We start from the raw sequence: 22,267 nt of genomic DNA, 5'->3' as shown, positions 1-22,267 counted from the left end.
CACGGACTTCTCATATGCGCGACGGCTTCCGGGAACGAACGGCTAGCCAACACTTCAGTTGGTACCCTTAGCTATCGATCCAGTTCTGTCCGCAAAGCATCAAAGACCAGACGCATATTGTCCTCAGTCATCTGCGCGTAAATTGGCAGCAGAATCGAACGATCCTGCGCGAGCTCGGATTGGCGAAGATCATGGCGTTGCGCCGCCTTTGCGTAAGGCAGTTCGCGGTGCGAGCACATGATGCCACGTCGCGTCGCGATTCCCTTATCGAGCAAGTTTTGCATGACGATCCGCTGATTGAGACGGTCCGGAAGACGCACGCAATAGCTCTGCCAGTTGGACCTGGCCCACTCCGGTTCGGTTGGTAACCGCAGGCCTTCCAGATTGCCCAGTAGCTCGGCATATTTGGCGGCCACCGTTCGCCGGCGGCCGATCAATTCTGGAAGCCGCTCGAGCTGTCTGCGCCCAATTGCCGCCTGCATATCCGTCATTCGGCAATTGTAGCCCAGAACGACGTACTCCTCGAAGATCACGCTCGACGAGTTGTGTCGCACCGTATCCGGAACGCTCATGCCGTGCTGGCGCAGCAACTTGAACTTGCGGTCAAGCTCGGCATTCGCAGTCGTGAGCATCCCCCCCTCACCTGTCGTGATCACCTTTCGCGGATGAAAGGAAAAGCAGGCAATATCTCCATGCGGCGCGCCGATCGGCGCCCATTCCCCGTTCATCCGGATCTGCGATCCGACGGCACAAGCTGCGTCCTCGATCACGGCGACGCCGTGGCGGCGCGCTATGGCCATCAGTGCAGCCATATCACATGGCATGCCCATCTGATGGACCGCGATGATCGCGCGGGTGCGCTCGGTGATAGCTTCCTCCAGCCCGGCGCAATCCAGATTATATGTCTCTGGCTCGATATCGACAAAGACCGGAGTGGCGCCCTGATGTCGGATGACGTTTGCGGTCGCGATGAAGGAATGGCTGACCGTGATCACCTCATCGCCCCTGCCGATACCCAGCGCGGCCAAGGCGAGCTGCAGGGCGGTCGTGCAATTCGCGACCGCGCAGGCATGCGGGGCGCCGACAAGTGCGGCGAACTCGTTCTCGAACGCAGCCACCTGAGGACCTTGCGATACCCAGCCCGACAGCACCACGGCGCGCGCAGCGTCGGCTTCTTCGTCCGCAAGCAGCGGAGCTGCGATCGGGATCACGATGTCGCCACCTGGCGCTGACGATCCGAAGCGAGTTCGCGTTCTGATCGCCACCATTTCACGAGGTCGGCGAGCCCCTGCTCGAGCGAAACCGTGGTGCGGAACCCCAGCAGACGCTCGGCTTTGCCTGTCGATGCCAGCCGTCGAGGCACCGGATTGACCGAGCGTTCCGGTGCGAATTCCGGTGTCAGGCCGCGGCGTCCCATCACGGATGCAAGCGCCATCGCCAGCTCGGTCAGGCTGGTTTCGGTGCCGCTCCCGACGTTGAAGACCTCATCGGTAACCTTGGACCTGGCCGCAAGGATATTCGCGCGCGCGATGTCGCGGACGTGGACGAAATCCATGGTCTGGCGGCCGTCACCAAAGATAATGGGAGGCAATCCGGCTTCCAGCCGTTCCATCCAGCGGATCAAGACCTCGGTGTATCGCCCGTGGATGTCCATGCGGCTGCCATAGACGTTGAAGTAGCGGAACGCCACATAATCGAGACCGTGCATGTCATTATACGCGCGCAGTAGGCCTTCATTGAACGCCTTCGCGGCCCCATAGAAGGTCCTGTTGTTGTAGCAGTTCTGCCGCTCGGTTGTCGGAAACTCCTCGGCCATGCCATATACGGATGCCGAGGACGCCGCGATGATCTTCTCGATATCGTGCTTGATGCACAGCTCCAGGAGGTCGTAGGTGGCGTCCACCATAACCTCCTTGGCCAGGCGTGGCTCCGCCGCGCAGTGAGTGATGCGAAGTGCGGCCTGGTGAAACACGATGTCGGCAGCTTTCACCAAGGCTTCCATCAGTTTACGATCGCGTATGTCGCCGTGAACCAGTCTCACCGGCCCACGCCTGAGTGCGCGCCGGAGATTTTCCGGCCGGCCTCTGACCATGTTGTCGAGGGCAACGATCTCGATGCAACCCTCATCGCAGAGCAGATCGACAATGTGGGAGCCGATGAATCCTGCCCCGCCAGTGACCAGAACGCGCTTACCCTTGAGCTCAATCAAGACGCCCTCCTGTTGCAGGACCTTGTTGTGACGCTTTGTGATTGCCCGGCTTGGTTGTTGACGGCTTCGCTAGGTCGCAATGCTCCGGCGCTCCTCAACGTGGAGACAACTTCGGTCGCCCGGTCCGGCAGCAGCTCCGGATAAATGGGAAGGGAGAGAAAGTCGTTCGCAAGCATCTCGGTTACCGGCAGATCACCGGCCTGATAACCGAGTTCAGCATAGGCCTTCTGCAGATGCACCGGAATGGGATAGTGAATCCCTGCGCCGATGCTGGCGTCGCGCAATGATGTGAGCGCGTCGTCGCGCCGCTGCAATCTGATCGAATAGACATGATACACGTGGCGGGAGTGCGAGGGCGGCCGCGGACGCGCGAATGGGAGCTCAGAAAGCAGTTCGTTGTATCGTTCTGCGAGCGATCGGCGGGCCTCGGTCCAGCGTTCGAGGTAGTCCAACTTGACATTCAGTATCGCGCTCTGGATCTCGTCCATGCGATAATTGTATCCGGGAATGACGTGGTCGTATTTCGCCTCCTGCCCCCAATCCCGCAGCAGCGACACGCGGCGCGCGAATTCAGGCCGATCAGTCACGACGGCTCCCCCCTCGCCGAATGCTCCCAGATTCTTGCCCGGGTAAAAGCTGAAGCACCCCAGATCTCCGATCGAGCCTGCGCGGCGTCCCCGGTACTCCGCGCCGTGCGCCTGCGCAGCGTCCTCAATGACGACCAGACCGTAGCGCCGCGCGATCTCCATGATGGGATCCATGTCGGACATCAGGCCGTGAAGATGAACCGGCAGAATGGCTTTGGTTCGCGGTGTTATCGCCGCTTCGATCAAGCCGGGATCCATCGTCCATGTGACCGGGTCAACGTCGACGAACACGGGCTTGGCGCCGCTGTAGAGAATGGCCGCGGTAGTCGCGACGAACGTCATGGATACTGTGATGACCTCGTCACCGGGTCCGACGCCCGCCGCCAGCAAGGCAAGGTGAAGCGCCGAAGTACCGCTGTTCACCGCCCGGCAATGGGCGGTCTTGCAATAATCCGCAAAGCGTTCCTCGAAGGCTGTAACCTCGGGTCCGAGCACAAAGTGCCCGCTGCTGACAACCCTCGCCACCGCGGCGTCGATTTCCGGCTTGATCTGGCTATATTGCTCTTTCAGGTCCAGGAAGGGTATCAACATTCAAAACCTTGGATCGGGTTGAATTTATTATAGCGGTTATTTAAATCTCGTTATTCAATTTAATCAAGAATTAAATTTAGGCGGAATATATCTTAACGGTAATATGCTTTTCGACCATTTCAGCAGCCGCGACCGCTCCTGCCGCTGTCGTCGGCTGCGGGCAGAGCCCGAGCGGGAACTCCGGCGACGATGGCACCGGGCGGAATGTCCTTCGTCACCACCGCACCCGCGCCTACGCAGGCACCCGCACCGATCGTCACACCGCATAGAATGGTGGCATTCGAGCCGATAGACGCTCCCCTGCCGACATGAGTGCGCTGCAGCGTCCAGTCCGACGCTTGCTGAGGACGACCATCCGCGGTTGTCGCCTTCGGAAATTTGTCGTTCGTGAACATCACGCCATGACCAACGAACACTTCGTCCTCGATCGCGACACCCTCGCAGATGAAGCTGTGCGACGATATCTTGCAACGCGCGCCGATTTTTGCCCCCGCCTGGATCTCGACGAAAGCCCCGATCCTGGTCTCGTCGCCCACGACGCAGCCGTAGAGGTTGACCAGTTCCGGATGAAATATCCTGACGTCGCTGCCAAGTTTTACATCCTCCGTAATAGGCATCTCTGTCTCCAAACTCGCCATGACGCCTTACATGGCTGAACGCGATGGCCTCAGTTTTGGCGCAACGCGGGCCAGACCAGCTGCAAAAAAATGAAGCTGACGCAGCAGCGGATGGCCAGTCAGTAGCAGCCCAAGCCACCAGCAAAGCGCCGCAGCCAAAAATGCCAAGACCAGACCGGCAAGGGATGTCAATATTCCTGCTTCCGTTAGCGCCGCACAGCCGGCGACTCCGAGCGCAGTTGCAGCCGTGACGAAACTACTCTTCCTCAACACGCGAGCAATATCCATTGGCCTGAGGCCTATGTGCCGCCCGATGAAGAAGATCGCGACTGCAGCCTGGAACGGTAAGGTAAAAAGAGCAGATGCAGCGACAGCTTGCACATTGAAGAAGGATGCGCACAAAATTACGAGAAGCGACGGCGGAAGAGCAATGAAAGAGGAGATCAACGCGTTGCGCACGCTTCCAGCAGCTACAAGAACCGGATAACTCAAGCATCCTGCAAAAAGCGCCATGTTCGCGATGCAGAGCAGACGCACCAGAGGCACGACCTCCAGCCAAGTCTCGCCTAGCCAGACCGAGATGATCGGTCGCGCCATAATCGCCACGAACAACAGGAGTGGCCATTGCACGACCGAAAGTAGCTCGATGGCCTCGAGGTACACCGTCTTCAAGTCTTCTCCGGCTTTGCGCCTTGCGGCAATCGCCGGCAGGATGACCGGGTTCAATACCTCCGCAACGAACCTGTCAAAAACCTGAGTCAAGTTGATCGCGCGGCTGTACAGACCCACTGACGAGAAATCGAGAATTCTCGCGATGAACAGTTGAGGCGCGAGATTGTAGAACGTATTGATGACACTCACCCCGCTGGAATAGAGGCCAAAGCCGACGACCTCACGGTACTCCAGCAGGGACGGGCGCAGTGCACCGAAGTTTCGATGTCTGACCAGCAGCATGATAGCCAGGATCATATTCCCCGCGACGCCGCCCCATATGGGGGCCATGTAGCTGAAACCCGCCACCCCAAGCGCGATCGAAACCACGGCGATCGTTGCATTCGCGATGAGCCTGCAGACGGCGAGCGCGCCGAATTTCATGTCTCGGCGCAAGAGAGCGGATATGGTCCCGGAGAAGGGGAACAGCAGAAAATTCAACGCGGAAACCTCGATGCCTCTCTTCAAGCCCTCCAGCGCGAGCAATTGTGATAGCGGCCCGGCTAGGAGGAACAGGAGAACAGCAATGGCCGCCGAGATTCCGAATGTCACGGTGAAAGCCGAGCGAACGTCTGAGCGGGACAGTTCGGGCTTCTGGATCAGATAATTCGCCCCCCCGAACTCCTGAAAGGATGCTCCAATAACGGCCGTGACGGCGCTGACGAAGGCATAGACTCCGAATTCTCCTGGCGTCAGCAGGCGCGAGAGAACCGCGGTCGCAATAAAGAATAACACAACGTTGCCGTACCGGTCGGCTGCTGAAAACAAAACGGAGCGCTGTACTGAAGTCATTTTCGTTCCGAGGTACAATTGCCGGCTTTTGGACTCATACTGCTGTTCCGCTTCCTCGACCGTGTGCGAGACGCGCGCGCCGAACACGCTTGGGAAACGCCCGTACTTACCTAAACGACGAAAAATGTTGAGTTCGGTCTTCTTTCGCGGTCCCCTGGCCTTCGACCGCCTTGCCCGCCACTTTCAGCACCGACCGGCCCTCACTTCGAGTTCTATTGATCTGAGTACCTTATGGAAGGGCAGACTGATAACGTCGGGGTTCAGCCGGCAAGCGCCTTTGCCTTCCCAAGAGAGTTCAAGCGAACGGGATTGCCTTGCGCCACAATAGAGCGAGAAGCTGCCTCCAAGATCTGAACTACCTGCAATCCGGTAGTTCCGCTGGTTATAGGACTGCTTCCCTCATGGATGCTATCGATGAAATGCTGCGCTTCGATACTGAGTGCCTCGCTTGCACCCAGATGTGGCGCCCACATGTCGCCGGCTCGATAGCCGATCCGAAGCTGGTGCGCGGCTTGCGCTGACCGATCAACGGTGATGCCCTTGTCATACACCTTGATTTTTTCGGTGGGTTCAAGATCATCGTACACGATCATCTTGCGACTGCCGCCAATGAATATCTGCCTAACTTTAATTGGAGAAAGCCAATTGACATTAATGTGCGCCACACAGCTGTTTTCGAAGAATAGCGTCACATGGGCCATGTTCTCCGGTGTACCGTGAACGTGCGTCGCCCCCGTCGCCGAAACGGCGACTGGCGCTTTCTTCAAGATGTGCTGAATGATCGATACGTCGTGAACAGCGAGATCCCAGATCACGTTGACGTCATCCTGGAAGAGACCGAGGCTTGCCCGATTGCTGTTGTAATACAGGATCTCTCCCAACGCGTCTTCGCAAATGAGCTGGCGAATCTTCTGCACAGCCGGCGTGTAGACGAACGTGTGATCGACCATAAGGATTAGATTGCGCCGCTGCGCTTCCTCGATCAGTCGACCGACTTGGTCCGAGGTCCGCGCCAGCGGTTTTTCGACCAACACGTGCTTTCCTGCTCTGAGGGCCGCCATAGCAATCTCGAAATGGGTATGCGCGGGAGTTGCAATAGCGACGGCATCGATGTTCGAGCTCTCGATCACGTCACGAACTCTGGTCGTGGTCGTCGCACTCGGGTGCAGGCGCGCGCATGATGCGAGCCTTGAAGGCTGGAGATCACTAACAGCCACAAGCTCGCAGCCGTCAGTGTTCGCAAAGTTGCGCACAAGATTGGGTCCCCAATAGCCGTATCCTACCACCGCGACCCTGATTAATCGCCTTGACATCTTTCGCCTACCCTATGGACAAAGTTGCGCGCTTCTCTGCCTGTATTAAAATTAAATCGAACGATGTATTAAAATAGTATTTATAGCAAGAAGAAATTTAATTAATCTCAGCGTTAGATTCGATGCCAACTTCGAGAGCTGGCAAGCGCGCACCACTACGATCGGGCGAGATACCGCTTATTCGGTGCGAGAGGCTGGGGGGTGGGCCCCGCGAAGCCATTCAACCAGGCTGCCTTCCGCGTCTAGAGTTTTCAGTGGCCGCCGCAGTTACGGCAGCCTCCGTCCATCCATTTATCCAGCGCCACCGGTTCCGCCACACCCCGTACCACTCGAGGCCATTCTTTCGATAATCCGCTTTCCGCAGGAGGGCTGCGGCCGCTTCATAGGTCAGCCACCGTGTTAAGGGCATCAGCAAATACAACTGCCTCCCGATTTTTCGGGAAACAGACGACCAGTGTCGATCCATTAGGGTCACGCGACCGGCCAGCATCTGAATTCGGAACTCGCTCTTCTGAGGATACGAAGCCCCACCGTAATGTATGATTGTTGCAGTGGGAGTTATCTGCGGTCGCGCACCAAGTTTTTGCGCCCGAATGCATAGATCGGCCTCCTCCGCATACATGAAGAAAACCGGGTCGAAGCCGCCAAGCTCCTGCCAGAGAGCTCGATCGATCAGGAAGAAACAACCAGATACTATGTCAACCGATCGAACCGAATCACGTTTCCAATGAGGATAACCTTCTGGGTTAAAAAGCATGCTGCTCTTAAGCAAGTTCAATCCAACAGCCCAACAAAAGACACTCCACAACGTCGCATACTTCCAGCATGATGCCGGGTTCAGCGATCCATCGGCGAAGATTGTTCGCCCTCCCCATATGCGAGACTCGGGAGTTGCGCTGGCAAATTCATTCAGACGATCGATCGCGCGGTCCAGGACCACAGTATCCGGATTGATGAGCAATAGCCTGCGGCCCTGCGCAACTGTTGCTGCGATATTGTTGGCCTTCCCGAAACCAACATTCTCTGCCGAGCTAATAAGCTTGACTGTCGGAAACCGTTCTCGGATCGCTTCAGAAGAGCCATCAGTTGATGCACTATCAAACACTATCAACTCGTATTTCACGTGAGTAGTTTGCTCAAGTATGGAACGGATACATTCAATCGTCATCTGGCGAGTGTTGTGCGTGACGACAATAACACTGACATCCATTGCAAGCTCCGGTAGGGGCACAAGCGTTCTCTCCAGCTAAGCGGACCAAAAACAGACAGCGCCGTGGTGGGCGCGCATAGCCGCTGATTCCGCGACGGCCCCAATAAACGTGGTGAGAAAGTTCGGCATGCGGACCAGGACCAATGTATGCGCAACTTCTTCCTGAGCGCCTGCTCCAGCCGGATCAACAAACGGCCGCCGTACCCGTCGGAGTTGGGCGGCGAGTGCCTGCGTTAGTGACTGACTCAGGGAATGAAGCGAGAGAAAGCAGGCGCTCTCGAGCAGCTGCCCGCCTCAGAACCTCGGCGTGACGCTGGAGGCAAACGTCCGCGGAGAACCGTAGCGTGGATTCCGCGCGCAAATCATCGCGCGCCTTCCGCCAGCGGTCGCGATCCGCATAGACGGTGCATAGAGCTTCAACCAGCGCATTATGATTTACTTGTCGTTGAAACCGCGCTCGCGATATGCTGTGCCAGTCCACTGCCTCTGGATCACCCAACGGATTTCCTACAACAAATCCTCGGCTTCCGTTTTCGCCCACCTGCTCCCGTGCGCCACCCACCTCGCTCATGACAACAGGAAGTCCAGCGAAGAGCGCCTCCATAGAGGCCAAGGACCAACCTTCAAAAAAAGAGTCAAGGACGAACGCGTCTGCTGCTGCCAATACGTTGGACGCATCAGGACAGTTTCCACGCAAATTTATCCGGCTGGCGCTCGGTAACCCATCGCGGAGTCGTCGCACCTGCTCGAAGTAATTTATGTCGTCGACACGACCCGCAACCAAGAGATGCGCGCCGGGGCAGGCGAGCGCGACATCGGAAAACGCCCTAACCAGCCCGAACGTGTTCTTCTGCATGTCATATCTCGCAAGCGAGACGAAGAGGAACTCGTCGCGCAAACCTAGCCATTCGCGCGCTCGCGCTCGATCACGAAAACTAATGTGCTGGTTATCGACGCCATTGGGGATGGTAACAATACGGTTGGATAGACAGCTCGGGTTTGCCTTCATATACTGCCGCCGGACAAGTTCGCTAACAGCGACGAAACCGGCGATCTTCTCGCTTCGCAACTGCTCGCCTGACCACGTCTCACGATTGAAGAACGAATGAGCGCCGTGCAACGTCTCGATGATCGGAATGTCGGATTCAGCGGCCTGGGCGACCAACCAGTCGGGTGCCCCGTGCATGCTAATGACATCCGGACGGTTCGCCTTAAACCATCGTTGACCGTCATGGGCTGAGAGTTCGACGACCCGGACACCGTCGAGGTGCAGCGCATCGCCCGTTCCGCTGTGACGACGTTCATCAGTGGCAGTATGCACAATTGTAGTTTCGATGCCGTGTAATGGCAGGCCTCGAGCCAAAAGAGCCGCGACTCTGTCCAGTCCTCCGACATCCAGGAATGGTGTTGCGACCACGCAGCGCAAGACCGGACTCGTGCATGCGCGCATCGGGCCCGTCCTCGAGTCACTAGGAGCGCACGGAACCGTCGGCTCGAGCGTCGGGGGCGCCATCGAGCAGTCCCTTCCGGCTCCAGAAACGAGAGGACGCGACCATTCGTCCAAGCTCACGGGTCTCGTGCGTTCGTTTGCTCTTGCAAGGAGAGGACGCACAGCACCCCGAATAGCTGCCGGGACCGGCCAACTGCGGCGTTGTGCCCACAGAGACATCTCAAGCATCAAGGCTCGGCACCAAACCAACAACCTACTCATCTTTGGTTCCTGTGATCCGCGTCAGGACGGGAACGAAGCGCAGGTAGGTGAGCGCGAATCCGCACTCCGAAGCCTCCATCTGGCCCAAGCTACATTTTCGCTTTGTTTCAACGTCTTCGCTCGACATCGGGACTCGTCTCATCGCATCGTGCACACTCGGGTGAACTCTCGCCGTACCAGAAGCTAGCTCCGCGCAATCAACCTCCCCGTTGCTTCTTTGATGACCGACATTGCCCACTTGCGACCCACGGGTCCGGGAATTTTTAAGAACTTCCATACTGGCGGTACATACTGCAGCCGAGGGTCGAGATTCATTGACCAGCGAAGAAGCGGAAGACCGCTTCTAATTTGCCCCCGCCGCACAAGGTTCGTGCCCCCCTGAAACGCCCTCGCGGCCAGCATCCGGTTAGCCCGCACCGATAGACTCCGCGATATTTTCGGATGCGCTTGGAAAAACGAATCGAACGCTTTCTTGCGCTGCTGACAATCCAACAACGTCGCGGTCCAATGCGAGTTGGACATGGAAGATGGGTGACTTCTATAAATTGCTTGTACCCCATCGATGCGGACGACCGCACCATAAGCCGCCAAGCGGAGCCACATCTCCATGTCGGCGCTGTGGGGTAGCGATTCTTCATATCCGCCAACGGCCTTCTGGGCGCAAGTTCGCACTACGGCCGTTGGCGTAGATACGAAATTGACCCCGGTCGTGCACATATCCTGAATCAGATCCTGTCGCGCGAACTCGTAATTTTTCTCCACGTCAATCCGAGGAAATGGAAGACTGTCCTGCCAAACAACGGCCTTTCCATGCGTAAGCACGACCTCCGAGTCACGATCCATCACTTCGATCGCACGCGCGAGCGAACCTGGCGTCAATAAATCGTCTGCTGACAGTAGGAGAAAGTATTCGGCCGAAGCCCACGCAATGCCCTCATTATACGTACGAATATGGCCCTGGTTCTGCGGATGAGAGATGATCGAGATGCGACAATCAGCTTCGGCGAGTTTACGGGCTATGGAAAGAGTATCATCCGACGAGGCATCGTCGATGATTAGCACCCGCAGATCCCGGACGGATTGGCGCAGGATGCTGCCGACGCACGCTTCAAGAAAACGTGCGTAGTTGTAACACGGAACAACTATGTCAACCTTCACCATGCTCTCGCTTCCTGTCGCCCCACTCAACGACATCAGGAACAGGCTCGTGCTTGCCTGCGCAACATGCTCGCATTGTGTTATCCGCCAGTCCTGACAGCAGGCACGAACCATCAAAGGTCATATAGCGCCAACTCACATACCCCCTCCGACGGGTGCTCTATTCTCGACGCGAGCATGTCCCGTCTCGATAAATGTCCGAATGGTGTCGATCAGATGCGATGGTGCTTCTGCGCTAAGTCGTTCAGCCGAGCTAGCGAACTCGAGCTGATCCAGCTTATCGACCAACTCCTGTTCGTCGAATGCAACTATAATGCGGCCTTGTTCGGCGAACCTTCTAGCTGTTGCGACCTGATGGTCGTTCCGGTGCTCCCCTAAGCTCGCTCGGCGAGGCATAACTATGATCCGTTTTCCCAGTTCGAGAGCCGTAATTATCGAGCCCATGCCGGCATGTGCTACGACAAGGCTTGCCGATTCCACGCATTGCCGAAACTCGGCAGGATCAACAAACGGTTTGGCGCGGATGTGCGCGGCATAGTACTCTGATGGGCCGGTCTGAGCGAAGACATCGGTCCTTCCATGCACATCCGCCCAACCGTCAATCGTCCGGATCAAGCGGTCAAACTGTCCCTGCGTTCCAACCGTCACGAAGATCATAAGACGGAGCCTCCGTAGTAGGGGCCTTCGGGCCGCGCCAAGTGGGGCCACTGAGTTAGCCAGAGGTCGGCGCAGCGGCCGATTCTAAATCCCGACATTGAAAGCTCTTCGACGTTAGCGACGCTGTCGAGCCAGATGGTTCGAGCACCCATCATTCTTCCGAGCCGGAGCGCTAAATATCCTGGAGCGGCGCCCGTAGAAATGACGACATCTGGCCTCTCACTCCAAATGATCCGGGCGAGGCCTTGCGCGGCTTTTACAAGCCTGATCTTCGTCCAGCGATTCGCATCATTGACTACATAGAATTTATGACCAGGCACCTGCGTGCGATACGACTCGTGGACGGTAACGAAAACGACTTCACAGCCTTCGAACGCTTCCTTGATGCGCAAGAGCTGTACCCAGTGGCCTCCGCCCGAAGAGACAGCCAGCAATTTTGGACGATGGCCAGACTGCTCTAGCGAGCACCTCTCGTCATTGTGCAGCACGATACTTCGAAGCATGCGCTGGTTCCCTCTCCGGGCTTCGGAACTCCACCGAATACAATCGAACAGGATTAGAAATTATTATGTCTGTTTTCGATTTCTATATTAAATCTATTGCAACGTCAATTTAAATGTTTAATTATTTAAAACCGCGCAGCGGACATCGATCTATCAAGGTGCCTTGATGCTGAATTTAAGGTGTCGCGCCGTTGGCGGCGCCTGGAGACCTCGCCTACGAAATTCGCAGTTCTGATGTGGTGAACATATGCGCGTGACGCTTGTACTGCCCTATGCGGGTCTGAGCGGTGGCATTCGGGTCCTTTCGATTTATTCCGAGCGGCTATACCGGCGTGGACATGAGGTAACAGTCGTCTCGCAGCCGCGGACAAGAAAATCCTTATTGGGAAGCTTGAAGTCGCTAGTGCTCGGCAAGGGATGGCCGAACGAGTCAGGGACCGAGCCGTCCTTTTTCGACGGTTGTCCAGCGCGACACCATGTACTCGATACGGCAAGACCGGTGATGGATGACGACGTGCCCGATGCAGACGTGGTCTTGGCGACGTATTGGAAAACCGCGCCGGGAGTGGCCGCGCTGTCGCATCGCAAAGGGGCAAAGGCAATTCTGTTGCAGGGGTACGAGACCTCTCCAGGGCAGTGGGAACGCGCCATCGATGCAGCTTGGCGGCTACCCTTGCATAAGATCGTAGTCTCCAAATGGTTGATGGATCTCGCGCGGGATAGATTTGACGATGAGAACGTACACCTGATTTCCAACAGCGTTGATGCCGAACAATTCCATGCTGCGGCACGGGGCAAGCAGGAGAGGCCAACCGTGGGCATGCTCTATTCAACTCTACACCTGAGGGGAGTTGATGTGAGCCTGGCGGCGATCGAGAAGCTGAAAAAGCAAATGGGCAATCTGCGCGTCGTGGCTTTCGGGGCCGAGCCGGTGTCGCCCCGTCTTCCCCTGCCGGAGGGGGTCGAGTTTCACTATCGCCCGCCCCAGAGCGAACTTCGACTGCTCTACGGCCAGTGCGATGTGTGGCTGTGCGGCAGCCGGCGCGAAGGATTTCACCTTCCGATGCTAGAGGCAATGGCGTGTAGATGTCCGGTCGTTTCAACGCGCATGGGTGGGGCGACAGACGTTGTGAAAGACGGCGTCAACGGCTTTCTGGTTGAGGTGGAAAACCCGACGAAACTTGCTGAGCAGTTGAGTAGGGTGTTGAGCCTAAGCGACACGAACTGGCGGGGCATGTCCGAAGCCGCATTAGCCACGGCTATCAGCTATACTTGGGACGACGCGACTGATCTGTTGGAAAGCGCTCTTCGCGACATTATCCGCGATGCTGCGCCTCCCTCCGGAGCCGGCCGTTTATCCGTCGGCGAACATGCAGGCGCGCCGACTGCGCCCTCCCAGAGAGGGACGCAACATGCAGCCCTTCGGGGCGCCGCGGCTGATCATGCTTTGAGGGAGGCTGGATGTGACGTTTCCCACTCCTAAGAAGAACCGCAGTCTGGTGCTTGCGACCGTATTACGTGTGCGAGAGGGACTCGTCGCTTTACGACTATGGTTCCTCCGCAACATCGTCAAAATGGACATCCAACCCACGGTCAAAATATCGCTGAGGGCGAACTTGGATCTGACGAACCCGAGTGGTGTGCATATTGACCACGGGACCTATATCGCCTTCCATGCCGTTGTTCTGACACATGACATGTCGCGCTTGATCATGACTGACACTTACATCGGAAAGAATTGCTTCATTGGCGCTTACTCGATCATCTTGCCGGGGATTCGAATCGGAGATGAGTGCGTCGTGGGTAGCGGATCGGTAGTGACCGCGGATGTCCCTTCACATTCCGTCGTCGCTGGAAATCCAGCGAAAATAATCCATTCGGGAATTCGAACCGGCAAATGGGGCATTCGGGAAGGTGCCTATATACACGCGCAGGCTGTGGAGGTTGTGCCTCAGCCGGAGGCAGCACCGAAAGGTAGAAGGCCAACGACTTATGCGCCGTGAAGCAGTGTAGGGCGTCGATGCGACAAGCTGGGTTGCAACTGGCGGAGGCCGATATGAGATGACCGAGAGCACGCGTGGCGATCAATGAAGCCTTGGCAAATAGTGATGACATTTCTTGTATACTGCCTCGCAAGTGATCCCGGCGCCTTGGCTGAGGCAGGAGCCGAAGAGAGGCCTCTGACGGTGGTGGCCCTCGGCACTAGTCTCACTCACAGTGGTGGCTGGCTGAAGCCGCTCGAGACGCAACTGTCCGAGTGTCTTGATCGATCCGTCAACGTACTCAACTTCGGTCGCGACGGCGCAACATCCGATTGGGGAGTTGCCGTCTTGGAAGACGTCGTTCATGCGGGGCCTGACGTTGTACTAATTGAGTTTTCAATAAACGATGCAGCATTGACTAAGGGGACCTCACTCAGACGAAGCCGAGAGAACGTAAAAACAATTGTGTTAAGGCTTAGGGACGCCCTGCCCCGCCTCAAGATCTTTCTCATGACCATGAACCCCGCCTTTGGCCCGCGTGCGTGGATTCGTCCTCAGATTGCCGCCTACTACGATGTTTACAGAACTCTCGCTGCTGAATTGGACGTCGGATACATCGATAATTTGCCGGACTGGAACAATCTGACAGAGCTCAGAGCGCGCATTCCAGATGGCTTGCATCCAGTGCCAGAATGGGCGGGTCGTATTCTAGTGCCCACGATTGCCAGGGCAATCGCCAGCACCGAATGTGTCGAGACAAGAACGAAGCCATAGCTTCCGCAATGACAAGGGTCTAGCAGCACAGGATGCAGCGATGTGTGGAATTTTCGGGTGGGTGTTGGCCGGATCTCGACGACAGAATTACGACGCACTAGTTTCCACGACGGATTTGATGACACATCGTGGCCCCGATGGGGCGGGCTATTGGATTGGCGAGAGCGCCAACACGCTTTACCAAATCGGCCTTGGTCACCGGCGGCTTTCCATAATCGACATACAGGGCGGCGGTCAGCCGATGTGGAGCGCGGATCAGACCATCGTTCTCGTTTTCAATGGAGAACTCTATAACTACATCGAACTCCGCAAAGATCTGACAGCTCTCGGACATGTATTCCGCACGTCCTCTGATACGGAAGTCCTCATCGAGGCCTATCGGGCCTGGGGTCCCGATGCGGTTGCCCGTTTCCGAGGCATGTTCGCATTTCTGCTTTGGGACGTAAACGAACAGCGCTTGCTTGTGGCACGAGACCAGTTTGGGAAGAAGCCCATCTTCATTTCCGAAATGTCGGACGCTTGGGTTTTCAGCTCCGAGATCGAGCCGATCATGCAACTTGCGGGAGTCGATCGAAGTCTGGATCACGATGCTCTCCAGGACTACCTTTTGAATCGCTACGTTCCGGGGCCTTCCACGCTATTTCGAGCTGTAAAGAAGCTGCCGCCTGGTTGTTATGCACTGTGGCAAAGCGGCCATTTCTCCATCTCGCGCTATTATAACCCTCCGTTTGCAACTACAACTCCGGATGTCACGGATTTCAACGATGCGGTCCAACTGTTCCGAGAGACACTCGAAGACTCTGTGCGGATTCGTATGCGTAGCGACGCACCATTTGGCGCATTTTTGTCGGGCGGCCTGGATTCATCAACGATTGTTGGCATCATGGCTCGCCAGACCTCCGACAAGGTGCGCACTTTTTCTGTGGGCTTTCGAGAGGCCAAATTCTCGGAGCTCGAATTCGCACGGACGATAGCTCAGCGCTTCGATACTGACCATCACGAGGTCGTGGTTGATCCGGCCCTGTTCATGGAGCATTGGCTCACAGCTGTGTTGCGCAGGGGTGCGCCAGTGTCTGAGCCCGCCGACATTCCCATTCTCATTTTGTCGAAACTGGCCTCTCGTACAGTGAAGATGGTTCTCACAGGAGAAGGCTCTGACGAGCTAATGGGTGGGTATCCCAAACATCGTGCTGAGCGTTGGATCGAATTGTACCATCGCATCATGCCACCGGCAGTTCATGACAGTGTCATACGGCCCGCCGTCCGTGCCTTGCCCTACACGATGCGAAGAGCAAAGATCATTGGAATGGCCGCTGGGGAACGAGAGCTGACCAACAGAATGAGGGTGTGGTTTGGCGGCGTGACGATGGAGGATAGAAATGCCCTGGTTGGCCAGGCGGTGCCGTCGGAGCCCCGCGAACCGTATCCATTTTCTTTAAGAACTGGATCAACTGTGCGTCGCACGCTATTTTTCGATCAGACATCCTGGCTGCCGGACAATCTGTTGGAGCGCGGAGATCGGATGATGATGGCTGGATCCATTGAAGGACGAATGCCATTCATGGACACTAACCTGGCAGCGCTGGTCGCACGTTTTCCTGACAGATTCCTGGTTGGGAAGATCAGAGGCAAGCTCGTTTTGCGCGCAGCCATGGACAAAATATTACCCAAAGACATCCTTGTTCGTAAGAAGGTCGGATTCCGCATCCCAATCGATGAATGGTTCCGCGGACCCTATCGTGACTTTGTCCGTGACATGCTGACGAGCGATGCCTCACAGATCAACCGTATTTGCAACGGTGCAGTCATATCTCGGCTTATGAATGCACATCTCGAAGGACACGCAAACAACGAGAAAATCCTTTGGTCATTGGTGAACCTTGAGCTGTTCTTGCGGACATTCAAGCCAGCCAATATCGAGGCAACTTTGACCAGGGCGGCTTGAGCTACCGTGCAAACGACCACCGGACCACGATGCCTTGATACCGGCCCCTTTCTACCTTGGGACAGTAAAATCGGCATGTCGACAAGAGGCTCGGCAATACGGGAGAATCGCCCTCGACGGCTTCTTCGACGAAAGCGTCATTGGAAAACTCCTCGCCCACTATCCCGGAAGAGTTCGATTGTCATGAAACTCCTCGATGCCGGAATCTATGAGGAACAGAAGCTCGGTCTAGATCGAAGAACTCCCTCCTGCATTCGGCAATTCTTCAAACGGAGGCCGGACAATTGTCGTTCTCCAAGTCGGTCCCGCTAAGATGTTCCCGCCGACCGAAGGCATCCAAGAACCAAAGCGACCTACGCCAGGTCCGACGCATAACGCCGATGCGCCCGACACGACAAACATGAGATTCAAAGCCCCGGCTGGGCTCGTACTAAATCTCTTTCTATCAATCTGACCATTTATATTATATTATGCCAAAACTTAATCCCAAGCTCCCACGATTAAACGTGATATCGCAATGACAACAGTTTCTTCGCGGACTTTCGACATAGCGCGCGATTGGAAGAATTCAGACTATTACGATAAAGCGGAATCGGATGCCTGGACCGACGTGTTTTGGAAGCCGGGCACGCAATTCCGACGCCTGTTCGAGAAATTGGATATGGCCTCGACCGTCGAACTCGCGTGCGGGCATGGTCGGCATTCCGCCCGCTTGTTGAGCATCAAGCGCGAGCAGACCACGCTTCAATCGCTGGTCCTGCTGGACGTGGTCGAGGAGAACGTGCGGCACTGTAAGGAAAGGTTTTCGGATGTTTCTGAAGTAAGTGTACACACCAACAGCGGCTACGATTTCCATCCTATTGAAGATGGGTCCGTCTCAGCGATATTCTGTTTTGATGCGATGGTGCATTTTGAATTTGATGCTGTTTTTTCATACCTTCAGGATGCTTCTCGCATCCTCAGACATGGCGGCCGCGCACTATTCCACCATTCAAACTTGGACAAATACCCCGGTTCAGATTACAGCAATAATCCCCATTGCCGCAATTTTATGAGCAAGAACCTGTTTGCGCACGCTGCCAATAGATCGGGTTTGCGGGTGCTTGAGCAAATTACGATAGATTGGGACGAAGCTTCGAATTTGGACTGTCTGACGCTTGTGGAGAAGCCCTGGGATGGCTCGCTTGTGGTGGAAATACCAAGAGCACCAAACGCAAGTAGCGGGCTTCGCCACTTTAAACACAAATTGAGATCGCTCTTTGGTCACTCTCAGGCCCGACGCTAGAGCTGCCCCCATGGCCACGGAGCGCGCGCACACTAAAATCCCTGCCGTACATGCCGCGGCTCGACGGATTGAGAGCGGTCCCAGTTATTGGCGTTTTCATTGAACATTGGAAGCACCGCCGCTTTTCAAGCTCCAACCAGTTCGGTTCCTGTTTGATAGGATGCGCGAGCGTTTGGATTTGTTCGGATGTTTTAGAGCCCGGGAGCAAGACCCTATGCGCGCTCACCGGCCGAACGAACAAGGAATCTGGCTAGGCCCGGCGCTAGCTGAATTCAGTTCAATATTCCCGGATGCTTTCATCCAGGCCGCGAAGCAGAGGATAGAGGAAATATGAAATCACCGTTCGCTGTCCGACCTTCATCTCGGCGGTAACCGCCATACCGGGTATCAACTGAACGCGCTCGGACGGCAGCCGAAGGTGCGTGTCCCGCAGATCGATCAGTACGCGGTAATAGGGAGCTGACGACCTGCGCACACCTTCGGCCTTCGCCTCTGGCGAGAACGAGTCCTGACTAATGACTCCGACCTCGCCAGTAGCGGTGCCGTACTTCTGAAATGGAAATGCCTCGAACTTCACTCGTACGGCCTGCCCGACCGCCACCTGACCGATATCCCTCCCCTCCACGTTGACCTCCGCCCGGAGCGCCTCGTCCCGAGGGACCAGCACGAACAATGTCTCGGCCTCGCGGACCACCGAACCTACCGTCCGATTGGCAATGTCGAGCACCACCGCATCCGCTGGTGCGTTCAGCACGATCAGCTGCCGGCGGAGCTCCGCCTTTTTGAACTCCTCGGCAGTGCCATTGCGCTTTGGCAATGTCTCGACGAGTTCCTGATAGGCAGCGCGGCGAAACTCGGCGGCGAACACCTTCTGGTCTGCGCGGGCCTTGTCCAGCCGATGCGTGTTGTCGACGATGCTGCCGCGGACTCGCGCCAAGTTGCTTTCGACCTCCAACCGCGCATCCCGTGATAGCAGAAAGTTCAGTCTTGAACCGACCTCCTTGGCCATCAACGCATTTCGCATGGCTTCAATGGACTGCATCGTATCCAGCCGTTGGGCCAGGACCAACTCCTCGCTCTGAGCCGTTTTTAGATTGGCCTGTGCGGAGGCAATCTGCGCGTCATAGTTCTGGATCTGAAGGTCGTAGGCGGTCTTTCTCTGGAGAAATACCCTTCTTTGCAGCACCTGATCTGGATTCGTGGAATCTTCGGCGACGTACTCAGCACCGTCCAGCTCTGCCCGAAGGCGATCGATGGCGGCATCGAAACCGGCGAGCCGGCTGCGTAATTGAGCAAGATCGGCTTGAGAGAATGTCGGATCGAGGACCGCAAGCACGTCGCCGCGATTAACGGAGTCGCCGGCCTTGACCCGAATCTCCCGAACGACCGACGTTTCCAGCGGCTGTACGACCAGGTTGGGACGCGTCGTGATCAACTTGCCCTGAGCAGTCACAATCATATCAACGCGAGACACGCATGCGAATGTGACCGCCGCAGCGATCAGGGCGACGACACAATAGAGCGTGATCCGTCCCACACGCGGTGGCGTCAGCTGCTCGATCTCGGCTGCGTCTGACTGAAATTGCGCGACAATGCGAGAACCTGTGGGCGCGGACCTCAAGAGCCGGCGTCTCGTCAGTGAGCGGGACGGAAGTCCGGATCTGGCCGAGGCCGCCTCAGCTCTGGTCTTTTCAGCCGCACTCATGCGATCTGCCTCGTCTGCTGATTCCAGAGATGCCTGTAGAAGGTGCACTTCGACAGCAGTGCATCGTGACGATCCACATCGACGATCCGTCCACGGTCGATCACCAAGATCTGGCTTGCGTCCGACAGCATCGAAAGCCGGTGCGATACGATGATGACGGTCCGTCCCTCGGCGATACGTCGCAGATTGCGCCGGATGATCGCCTCGCTCTCGGAGTCGAGCGCGCTGGTCGCTTCATCGAGGATCAAGATGCGCGGGTTGACAATCAATGCCCGGGCGATCGCAAGCCGCTGCCTTTGCCCGCCCGACAGATTCGATGCCTGCTCCTCGAGCATGGTATCGAACCCTCTCGGCAGCCGCTCGATGAACTCGTCGGCTCCGGCGAGCTGGGCTGCGCTGACAACTTCGTCGAAGGTGGCATCACGCTTCACGCAAGCGATATTCTCGCGGACAGTGCCCCGGAACAGGAAATTTTCCTGGAGCACGACCCCGAGATTGCACCGCAGATGCGTGAGATCGATCTCGCGCGAATCATGGCCGTCAATCCGCAGCAATCCCTGTTGTATCGGATACATTCCCGCGATCAGTCGCGTCAGCGTCGTCTTGCCCGAACCGCTCCGGCCGACAATCCCAAAGATCGCCCCGGGAGCGATTGAAAACGTCACGTCGTCCAACGCCGGCGCACCCTCGCCATAACGGAAAGTGACGTTTTCAAACTCGATCTGTCCGGCGAAATCGGGGCGCAGTCCCTCGCGATGACCATCCCGCTCCAGCTCCTTATTCATAACCTCGCCGAGCATTTTAACCGCGAGCGCGACCTCCTGATATTCGTGAACCATGGTCACCATCTGCACCAGCGGGCCCGAAACGCGTCCCGCCAGCATGTTGAAGGCGACCAGCGCGCCGATCGTCATCTCACCGCCGAAGACGTCGAGCGCGCCCAGGGCCACGATGCCGAGCGTCATCATCTTCTCGAGAAAGCCGGTCAGCGCCTGAGCGCCCGCCGAGATCTTTTCAACGCCAAACCGCATCGATACCGATTGCGCGCAGCGATCGTCCCATGCCCTGTTCTGGCTGGGCTCCATGGCCAACGATTTCACCGTGCGCATCCCGTGCACGGTCTCGACCAGAAGAGCCTGGCGTTCGGCTTCGGCCTGATAGAGCTGGTAGAGCCGCCGTCGGAACGGTCCCATCAAAATCGCAATCACACTCCCGCTGACGGCGGTGAACGCCAGCACAACGCAGGTCAGCTTGACGCTATAGAGCGCGAGGACAGGCAGGAAGACAAACAACGAAAGCGCGTCCAAGCCGGTCAGGAAAAGCCGACCGGTCAGAAATTCGCGGATCCGCCCGGCTTGCTGCATGTGCTTGACCAGAACGCCGGCCGAGATGCGCTCAAAGAAGGTTACGGGAAGTCCCAAAAGATGCCGAAATGTCTTGGTCGCAACCCGGATGTCGATCTTGTTCGTGGCATACAGCAACAGGTAACGACGCAAAAAGCTGAATATGGCGTCGAAGGACAGCGCAATGATCGCGCCAGCCGAGAGCACGTAGAGTGTCGTGAGGCTCTCGTGCACGAGAACCTTGTCGATCACGAGTTGAAAGAAGATCGGAAGCGCCAGGCCCAGCGCATAGAGGAACACCGCAGCAATTGCGACGTCAGAAAACAGCCGCCACTCCCGCAGCATTTCGGGTACGAACCAGCGTAGCCCGAAGGGTCTCTGGCCCTGCGATGGAGAGCTCTCGCGCTTGAACAGAACGGCCTTTCCGGACCACCTGGCGCAAAAGCGGTCCGCATCGATCAGCAGGTGCTCTCCCCTTCGCTCGGCCAGAGGATCGAGGACCGTTACAGCGTCGCATTCCGGCCCAGCGCCGACCACGAGAACCCAGTTCAGGTTCGAGAGCTGGACAAGCGCCGGATAGGCTTCGCCGAGCTGGCATATCGCCTTCCAATCGAGCTGCGCCGTGCGGGCGCGAAGGCCTGCATCATGCGCCATGCGCAGCACGAGATCGGTCGAGATGCCGGTCTCGTCGACGGCATAGGCGTGCCGCAGCCGATCGGAAGGCAGATCGATGCCGTGATGGGCCGCGATCCTTGACAGGCATTCAAGGGCGGTTTGAGCAGCTCGACGCGGCTCGTCCTCCGACGAGGGCGGTTCCGGTTCGAACCTCTCGATTTCAACGGAAGTTGGCTGAGACATTTGGGGATCGTGAGCTGTCCGAGATCGATGACGCAGGCTCAACTCGCGCAGTCGCTTGCGGCGCTGCAGTCGGCGGTTTTGGCCGACTGCGCTGGACCACGCCGGCGTCCACGAGACCCTGAAGCGCGTTTTGCATCACCTCGACAGAGTTCGCGAAGGACTCCGCCGAAAAGATCAGTCTTTGGCGAAACACCTTCTTGGGCGCATTGTTGGCGTCACGTTCCGTGGGCGAGAGACTGATCAAGTCCACCCGCACGATCGACCCGCCAATTGTGACCTCATCCACCCCATCGGTATAGATTTCGGTATGCATTCC

The 22,267-nt window shown here is 57.0% G+C and carries 19 protein-coding genes; 5 read left to right on the top strand and 14 right to left on the bottom strand.

Going from position 1 to position 22,267, the window contains the following annotated elements; translation table 11 throughout:
- Positions 1-71 precede the first annotated feature (71 nt).
- The 11 genes from IVB26_RS16030 to IVB26_RS15980 all read right to left on the bottom strand — a co-directional run bounded on the left by IVB26_RS16030 (position 72) and on the right by IVB26_RS15980 (position 12,059).
- A complete protein-coding gene (locus tag IVB26_RS16030) occupies positions 72-1,268 on the bottom strand; it encodes a DegT/DnrJ/EryC1/StrS family aminotransferase (RefSeq protein ID WP_247972537.1) in 1,197 nt (398 codons plus the stop codon).
- Positions 1,208-2,209, bottom strand: coding sequence for an NAD-dependent epimerase/dehydratase family protein (locus IVB26_RS16025; protein WP_247972536.1), 1,002 nt, complete (start codon positions 2,207-2,209; stop codon positions 1,208-1,210). Before IVB26_RS16025 ends, IVB26_RS16030 begins: the two co-directional genes overlap by 61 nt.
- The gene (locus tag IVB26_RS16020) at positions 2,206-3,384 is read right to left on the bottom strand and encodes a DegT/DnrJ/EryC1/StrS family aminotransferase (RefSeq protein ID WP_247973177.1); all 1,179 of its coding nucleotides are present in this window, start codon (positions 3,382-3,384) and stop codon (positions 2,206-2,208) included. The genes IVB26_RS16025 and IVB26_RS16020 overlap by 4 nt, the downstream gene beginning before the upstream one ends.
- Positions 3,385-3,506: 122 nt before the next feature.
- A complete protein-coding gene (locus IVB26_RS16015) occupies positions 3,507-4,004 on the bottom strand; it encodes an acyltransferase (protein WP_247972535.1) in 498 nt (165 codons plus the stop codon).
- A gap of 27 nt (positions 4,005-4,031) precedes the next feature.
- On the bottom strand, positions 4,032-5,594 hold the full coding sequence (locus IVB26_RS16010; RefSeq protein WP_247972534.1) for a lipopolysaccharide biosynthesis protein: 1,563 nt from the start codon (positions 5,592-5,594) through the stop codon (positions 4,032-4,034).
- Between the two features lie 173 nt (positions 5,595-5,767).
- Entirely contained in the window at positions 5,768-6,820 is a 1,053-nt protein-coding gene (locus tag IVB26_RS16005) for a Gfo/Idh/MocA family protein (RefSeq protein WP_247972533.1), read from the bottom strand.
- A gap of 220 nt (positions 6,821-7,040) precedes the next feature.
- On the bottom strand, positions 7,041-8,030 hold the full coding sequence (locus IVB26_RS16000; protein ID WP_247972532.1) for a glycosyltransferase family 2 protein: 990 nt from the start codon (positions 8,028-8,030) through the stop codon (positions 7,041-7,043).
- 184 nt (positions 8,031-8,214) lie between these two features.
- Positions 8,215-9,447, bottom strand: a complete 1,233-nt coding sequence (locus IVB26_RS15995) for a glycosyltransferase family 4 protein (RefSeq protein ID WP_247973176.1) — start codon at positions 9,445-9,447, stop codon at positions 8,215-8,217.
- A gap of 477 nt (positions 9,448-9,924) precedes the next feature.
- Entirely contained in the window at positions 9,925-10,902 is a 978-nt protein-coding gene (locus IVB26_RS15990) for a glycosyltransferase family 2 protein (protein ID WP_247972531.1), read from the bottom strand.
- Positions 10,903-11,034: 132 nt separating this feature from the next.
- On the bottom strand, positions 11,035-11,556 hold the full coding sequence (locus IVB26_RS15985) for a glycosyltransferase (RefSeq protein ID WP_247972530.1): 522 nt from the start codon (positions 11,554-11,556) through the stop codon (positions 11,035-11,037).
- Positions 11,553-12,059 carry a UDP-N-acetylglucosamine--LPS N-acetylglucosamine transferase gene (locus IVB26_RS15980; RefSeq protein ID WP_247972529.1) on the bottom strand — a complete coding sequence of 169 codons (507 nt, stop codon included), beginning with the start codon at positions 12,057-12,059 and terminating at the stop codon, positions 11,553-11,555. Before IVB26_RS15980 ends, IVB26_RS15985 begins: the two co-directional genes overlap by 4 nt.
- Before the next feature lie 502 nt (positions 12,060-12,561).
- Between IVB26_RS15980 and IVB26_RS15975 the strand changes: the two genes are divergently transcribed.
- The 5 genes from IVB26_RS15975 (at position 12,562) to IVB26_RS15955 (ending at position 18,045) form a co-directional block, all read left to right on the top strand.
- A complete protein-coding gene (locus tag IVB26_RS15975; RefSeq protein WP_247972528.1) occupies positions 12,562-13,542 on the top strand; it encodes a glycosyltransferase family 4 protein in 981 nt (326 codons plus the stop codon).
- Positions 13,523-14,062 (top strand): acyltransferase, encoded by a 540-nt coding sequence (locus IVB26_RS15970; RefSeq protein ID WP_247972527.1) that lies wholly within the window; start codon positions 13,523-13,525, stop codon positions 14,060-14,062. The genes IVB26_RS15975 and IVB26_RS15970 overlap by 20 nt, the downstream gene beginning before the upstream one ends.
- A gap of 84 nt (positions 14,063-14,146) precedes the next feature.
- Positions 14,147-14,815, top strand: a complete 669-nt coding sequence (locus IVB26_RS15965) for an SGNH/GDSL hydrolase family protein (RefSeq protein WP_247972526.1) — start codon at positions 14,147-14,149, stop codon at positions 14,813-14,815.
- A gap of 40 nt (positions 14,816-14,855) precedes the next feature.
- Positions 14,856-16,760, top strand: a complete 1,905-nt coding sequence (asnB, locus tag IVB26_RS15960; protein WP_247972525.1) for an asparagine synthase (glutamine-hydrolyzing) — start codon at positions 14,856-14,858, stop codon at positions 16,758-16,760.
- 517 nt (positions 16,761-17,277) lie between these two features.
- Positions 17,278-18,045 carry a class I SAM-dependent methyltransferase gene (locus tag IVB26_RS15955; RefSeq protein ID WP_247972524.1) on the top strand — a complete coding sequence of 256 codons (768 nt, stop codon included), beginning with the start codon at positions 17,278-17,280 and terminating at the stop codon, positions 18,043-18,045.
- A 277-nt stretch (positions 18,046-18,322) separates the two neighbouring features.
- On the opposite strand, the gene IVB26_RS15950 is transcribed toward IVB26_RS15955, so the two are convergent.
- The 3 genes from IVB26_RS15950 to IVB26_RS15940 all read right to left on the bottom strand — a co-directional run bounded on the left by IVB26_RS15950 (position 18,323) and on the right by IVB26_RS15940 (position 22,264).
- On the bottom strand, positions 18,323-19,666 hold the full coding sequence (locus IVB26_RS15950; RefSeq protein WP_247972523.1) for an HlyD family type I secretion periplasmic adaptor subunit: 1,344 nt from the start codon (positions 19,664-19,666) through the stop codon (positions 18,323-18,325).
- Positions 19,667-19,746: 80 nt separating this feature from the next.
- Positions 19,747-21,951, bottom strand: a complete 2,205-nt coding sequence (locus tag IVB26_RS15945) for a peptidase domain-containing ABC transporter (protein WP_247972522.1) — start codon at positions 21,949-21,951, stop codon at positions 19,747-19,749.
- Complete coding sequence (locus tag IVB26_RS15940) at positions 21,929-22,264, bottom strand: hypothetical protein (protein WP_247972521.1); 336 nt, start codon at positions 22,262-22,264, stop codon at positions 21,929-21,931. The genes IVB26_RS15945 and IVB26_RS15940 overlap by 23 nt, the downstream gene beginning before the upstream one ends.
- Positions 22,265-22,267 lie beyond the last annotated feature (3 nt).

This window comes from Bradyrhizobium sp. 195 (genome assembly GCF_023101665.1).
Lineage (GTDB): Bacteria > Pseudomonadota > Alphaproteobacteria > Rhizobiales > Xanthobacteraceae > Bradyrhizobium.
This window is presented reverse-complemented; position numbering and strand designations above follow the sequence as displayed.

What these genes read in the sequence shown, in the direction of transcription:
- IVB26_RS16030 (WP_247972537.1), bottom strand. Translation starts at nt 1,268, where the DNA reads ATGGTGGCGATCAGAACGCGAACTCGCTTCGGATCGTCAGCGCCAGGT.
- IVB26_RS16015 (WP_247972535.1), bottom strand. Translation starts at nt 4,004, where the DNA reads ATGCCTATTACGGAGGATGTAAAACTTGGCAGCGACGTCAGGATATTT.
- IVB26_RS16005 (WP_247972533.1), bottom strand. Translation starts at nt 6,820, where the DNA reads ATGTCAAGGCGATTAATCAGGGTCGCGGTGGTAGGATACGGCTATTGG.
- IVB26_RS16000 (WP_247972532.1), bottom strand. Translation starts at nt 8,030, where the DNA reads ATGGATGTCAGTGTTATTGTCGTCACGCACAACACTCGCCAGATGACG.
- IVB26_RS15990 (WP_247972531.1), bottom strand. Translation starts at nt 10,902, where the DNA reads ATGGTGAAGGTTGACATAGTTGTTCCGTGTTACAACTACGCACGTTTT.
- IVB26_RS15985 (WP_247972530.1), bottom strand. Translation starts at nt 11,556, where the DNA reads ATGATCTTCGTGACGGTTGGAACGCAGGGACAGTTTGACCGCTTGATC.
- IVB26_RS15980 (WP_247972529.1), bottom strand. Translation starts at nt 12,059, where the DNA reads ATGCTTCGAAGTATCGTGCTGCACAATGACGAGAGGTGCTCGCTAGAG.
- IVB26_RS15975 (WP_247972528.1), top strand. Translation starts at nt 12,562, where the DNA reads ATGGATGACGACGTGCCCGATGCAGACGTGGTCTTGGCGACGTATTGG.
- IVB26_RS15965 (WP_247972526.1), top strand. Translation starts at nt 14,147, where the DNA reads ATGAAGCCTTGGCAAATAGTGATGACATTTCTTGTATACTGCCTCGCA.
- asnB (WP_247972525.1), top strand. Translation starts at nt 14,856, where the DNA reads ATGTGTGGAATTTTCGGGTGGGTGTTGGCCGGATCTCGACGACAGAAT.
- IVB26_RS15955 (WP_247972524.1), top strand. Translation starts at nt 17,278, where the DNA reads ATGACAACAGTTTCTTCGCGGACTTTCGACATAGCGCGCGATTGGAAG.
- IVB26_RS15945 (WP_247972522.1), bottom strand. Translation starts at nt 21,951, where the DNA reads ATGTCTCAGCCAACTTCCGTTGAAATCGAGAGGTTCGAACCGGAACCG.
- IVB26_RS15940 (WP_247972521.1), bottom strand. Translation starts at nt 22,264, where the DNA reads ATGCATACCGAAATCTATACCGATGGGGTGGATGAGGTCACAATTGGC.